Raw genomic sequence first — 339 nt, 5'->3', positions numbered from 1 at the left:
CTTTATACCTAACCGTGATATTGGAAGTGTAAGCAATCACTCACGCTCTAATATGCGTGCATTAGTAGATATTAGTATTGCATATGATGAAAATATTGATGACGCTATAAGTATTTTACAGACTGCTTGTAACGAGGTAGCTTCCAGGTTAGAAACAATTAAAGAAGGACCCGATGTGATTGGAGTTCAAAGTTTTGGAGACAGTGACGTAATCATTCGTGTTATTGCCAAGACTGACAATATGGAGCAATGGGCTGTTGAACGTGAGCTTAGAAAAGCAATGAAAGAAGCTCTAGATAAAAATAATATTGAAATTCCATTTCCGCATCAAGTATATAT

1 protein-coding gene is annotated in these 339 nt (G+C 36.0%); it reads left to right on the top strand.

Annotated features, from left to right (window positions below):
* On the top strand, window positions 1-339 hold a 339-nt coding region (locus tag AOA59_RS00220; RefSeq protein ID WP_143522718.1), incomplete at both ends, for a mechanosensitive ion channel family protein.

The organism is Pseudomonas sp. 2822-15, from assembly GCF_002742515.1.
Classification (GTDB): domain Bacteria; phylum Pseudomonadota; class Gammaproteobacteria; order Pseudomonadales; family Pseudomonadaceae; genus Aquipseudomonas; species Aquipseudomonas salomonii.
Note: the sequence above shows the minus strand (reverse complement) of the source record. Positions and strands in the feature narration are given on the sequence as shown.